Origin of the sequence: Microcoleus asticus IPMA8, from assembly GCF_013179805.1 — a bacterium.
Lineage (GTDB): Bacteria > Cyanobacteriota > Cyanobacteriia > Cyanobacteriales > Microcoleaceae > Microcoleus > Microcoleus asticus.
Genome location: NZ_SRRZ01000246.1, coordinates 1 through 3,684, shown reverse-complemented (window position 1 = coordinate 3,684; position 3,684 = coordinate 1). Strand labels below are relative to the sequence as shown.

Below are 3,684 nucleotides of genomic sequence, written 5' to 3'. Positions count from 1 at the left end.
GAGGTATGATTTGTGCGGTCAAGGGATGTTTTGGCTACGCGATTTGCCTCGTTTGAGGGCGATTGAAATCATAGGATGGATAGGGAACCGGAACATCCCAAAACTTAAGATAATGAATTACTAACCGCATAGAATGTTTAAGCATTTCTACAGAGTTTGAATAGCACAGTGTCTGGCGATGAAGCCGGGCTTGCGTAATGTCGTAGTCGCGTATTCTCGCCCTCTACTCTGGTCATGTAAGTTTTACAGATAATTTGGTCTCCATCTGGGATAAACATGGGGTAAACTGGCCATCCACCTGTGATATAAAAGTAACATTTCCCATTGCCAACGCGCTTCCGATAGTGGCAGAAAAGTTATAGCACTATCACTTCCCAATACCCATCCTAAAATCCCTGGCTGAAAGTGATTTACTGCCGTCGCTCGCCAAAGCTTATTTTTTAAAGGCGAACAAACGTTTCTAGTTCATCAAGTTCTCCCACCAGGGGAATTGTGTCTGGTTCGCAAGTATCAGGGAACAATTCTCCTACAAGCTATACCCAATTGATAATGCTGGTGTGGTGTACTCATGCAAATCCTCTCAATTGCTGGAAAACCCATACCATTGACCGACATTCTGAGACATTCACGTTTAACTTATTCAGAGTAACCTTTATGAGGTTGATAGCAATCTATAAATTGTCTGCCACAACGGACAAAAATATAATTCTGTTTACCTTTTTTCTGACAATTTTTATTAACATGAGTTGATTGACATTCAGGACATTGCATATGCTGTGCGTTTTTTGAAGTGTTATTTTTGGGCGCTCGCACTATAAATTTATTATGCCCTAATTCAGCAACGCCCAATTTCTATTATTATTAGCTGGCTTCTCCAAAACGATAGCCTCTGCCGTAGACTGTGTGAATTAGCACAGATTCGCCCGGAGCTTCTATTTTGCGCCGCAGCAGGCGAACTTGAGCTGCTAATACATTGCTGCTGGGTTTTTCTGCTTCATTCCACAAATACTGGTGGATTTGTTCATGTGTTAGCAATTGACCGGGATGGCGCATTAAGTATTCTAACAACTGACATTCTTTTTCTGATAAGTCAATTGTGCGATCGCCCCGATAAGCTAATTGATTGTCGTAGTCTAGCTGTAAATCTGCAACTTGCAGCCGCCCGACAGCAACCTCGGCATCAATAGTAGGAGGCCGCCGCAGTAATGCGCGGACTCTGGCTAGGAGTTCTCGCAGTTCAAAAGGTTTAACTAAATAGTCGTCTGCACCGGCGTCGAGTCCTTGTACGCGATCGTCTACGGTATCTTTGGCGGTGAGAAATAGCACTGGCGTACTCCGTCCTTGCGATCGCAACTTCTGGCAAATTGCCAGTCCGGTTTGTGTCGGCAGCATCCAATCCAAAATTAGCAAATCGTAATTGCCCTGCATTGCTAAATTACTGCCACTTTCTCCATCGAATGCCACATCAACTGTATAACCTTCGCGGGTTAAGACTCGACTCAAAGGGTCAGTTAACTCAACTTCATCATCAACTAAAAGAATCCGCATCCTGATTTCAAATTTGAGATTTGAGATTTTAGGTTAAGTAAACTGATTTTTCCTAAATTTTAATGTGTGGAATACTTTCCGTTTCGCTGCAAGCTGCTGCTACCCATTCCTGGATTGCGGGTAGTGCCAAAATTGCATCAGCATAAGCTTTTGCTTCTGAATCTAATTTGACTTCGTAGGTGACAAAACGCAGGACAACGGGGGCAAACATAGCGTCAACAATTGTGAATTTTCCGAACAGCATATTGCCGCCTGTTCCGAATTTTTGGCGGCATTCGCGCCAAATAGCAAAGATGCGATCGATATCTGCTTCTACACCGGGAGTCATCCCTTCTCCCGGATAGCGGTTGTGGCAGTCCATCGGCATATTTTGGCGCAAATTTTGGAACCCCGCGTGCATTTCGGCGCAGATGGAACGGGCGATCGCCCGTTCCGCTACATCGACCGGCCACAAATCATTAGCAAAGCGTTCTGCAACGTATTCGCAAATTGCTAAAGATTCCCACACTTTTAGGTCACCGTCGATTAAAACTGGCACTTTTCCCGAGGGAGAATAACGCCGAATTTCCTTATGGGTTGTCGGCCAGCCTAAGGGGATTCTCACCTCGGCAAATTTTAGTCCAGCTTGTTTCATCGCCAGCCAAGGACGCAGCGACCAAGAGGAATAATTTTTGTTGCCAATAACAAGTGTCAATTCGGTCATAGTTTAGCTGTCAGTTATTTGCGATCGCCCGTTAAATTTTAAGTTTTAGAGTTGAATACACAATGGCGTGATACACAATGGCATCGCGCGAGTGTCCAGTTCTCTCGACCAGCCTCTGCAAGGATTTTACATTAACAGCCTCTCAGCGTTCCACGTTTTTCTGCAAACTTCGATCGGGCGGCTCGATCTAACACGCTGGATTTCACATGGGAGGAGAAGCTTCTGTCCCTGCGGATGCTGGCGTGGTTAGCAGTAGGTACGGCTACTGTACAGTCCATTTCCTCGTCCTCTAGACCGCCGCCTGAGAGGATTTCATCTACTGTAATTTTCAGGAAATCCGGGTCTACACTGTGAAATTATCCGTCAAATTCTTGACTGTCAAACTCTTGATTTTTTTCCATGCTGACCGCCCTTTAAAAAAGTGACTAAATATAATATATACTCAAACAAAGGATCGAGCAATACCCGAAATTTATTTTTCGCTATGAACTCTATGTGTTATTCTGAGTTTGGTAAAAGCTGTTTATGCTTGTGCCGCGATCGCGCCCTTCCCAAATTAAGCAATTTACACTCTAAAAATTGACATGATTACTGTTGCACTTCCCAAAGGCGGACTATTAGGAGATAGCATTCGGCTGTTTAAATCGGTTGGATTAGACTTCAGTGCTTTTCTCGATTCTTCTAACCGACAACTTCAAATTTATGACCCTACCGGAACAGCTAAAGCTTTGCTAGTAAGGACGCACGACGTGCCGGTTTATGTGGAATACGGTCAAGCTGATTTGGGGATTGCTGGTTATGATGTTTTGCGGGAAAAAACTCCGAAAGTTGCCAATTTAATTGATTTAAAATTTGGCAAATGTCGGCTGTCTGTGGCGGTGAAGGGTTCTAGTTCTTATCGACGAACGGTGGATTTGCCTCCTCACGGTAGAGTTGCTTCTAAGTTCGTACACTGTGCCAGAGAATATTTTCACAATTTGAATTTGCCGGTGGAAATTGTGCCGCTTTACGGTTCTGTGGAGTTGGGACCGATTACGGGTATGTCGGAGGCTATTGTGGATTTGGTTTCGACAGGCAAAACTTTGCGAGAAAATGGTTTGGTAGAAATTGATGTTTTGTTTGAAAGTTCGGCTTATTTAATCGGTCATCCTTTGAGTTACCGTTTGAATACGGGGGGGGTTAATGAGTTGATCGGCAAGTTGAGAGAGCAAGTTTTGACGACTGTTTGATGGTCTAAAATTAGAGTTTTCTCATCATACCAATTTAAAAAAGTCTTGCTACAATCCTCAATCTTATACCAATTATCAAAACTCAAAGCGAACAGTAGGGCACGGCAATGCCGTGGGGAGCATCCCGGTTTTGTAAAAGTGCTATCCAGAGAGGATAATAGGTAGAGCGTCAACAGAAGCGTGAACTGCATTTGTAGGAGGAGT

Annotated in this window: 4 protein-coding genes and 1 pseudogene; 1 reads left to right on the top strand and 4 read right to left on the bottom strand. The window is 44.0% G+C overall.

Translation table 11 applies throughout. From position 1 onward, the window contains the following. Positions 1-34 precede the first annotated feature (34 nt). The 4 genes and pseudogenes from E5S67_RS31410 to E5S67_RS33815 all read right to left on the bottom strand — a co-directional run bounded on the left by E5S67_RS31410 (position 35) and on the right by E5S67_RS33815 (position 2,529). A pseudogene (locus E5S67_RS31410) lies at positions 35-771 on the bottom strand (IS1 family transposase). Between the two features lie 90 nt (positions 772-861). Continuing rightward, positions 862-1,548: a two-component system response regulator RppA gene (gene rppA / locus E5S67_RS31405; protein WP_172193316.1), complete on the bottom strand. Its 687-nt coding sequence runs from the start codon at positions 1,546-1,548 to the stop codon at positions 862-864. Positions 1,549-1,600: 52 nt separating this feature from the next. After that, positions 1,601-2,251 carry a glutathione S-transferase family protein gene (locus E5S67_RS31400; RefSeq protein WP_172193314.1) on the bottom strand — a complete coding sequence of 217 codons (651 nt, stop codon included), beginning with the start codon at positions 2,249-2,251 and terminating at the stop codon, positions 1,601-1,603. Positions 2,252-2,382: 131 nt separating this feature from the next. Further along, positions 2,383-2,529, bottom strand: coding sequence for a hypothetical protein (locus tag E5S67_RS33815; protein ID WP_246277082.1), 147 nt, complete (start codon positions 2,527-2,529; stop codon positions 2,383-2,385). Between the two features lie 306 nt (positions 2,530-2,835). Between E5S67_RS33815 and hisG the strand changes: the two genes are divergently transcribed. Further along, complete coding sequence (gene hisG, locus E5S67_RS31390) at positions 2,836-3,480, top strand: ATP phosphoribosyltransferase (protein ID WP_172193312.1); 645 nt, start codon at positions 2,836-2,838, stop codon at positions 3,478-3,480. Positions 3,481-3,684: the final 204 nt, after the last annotated feature.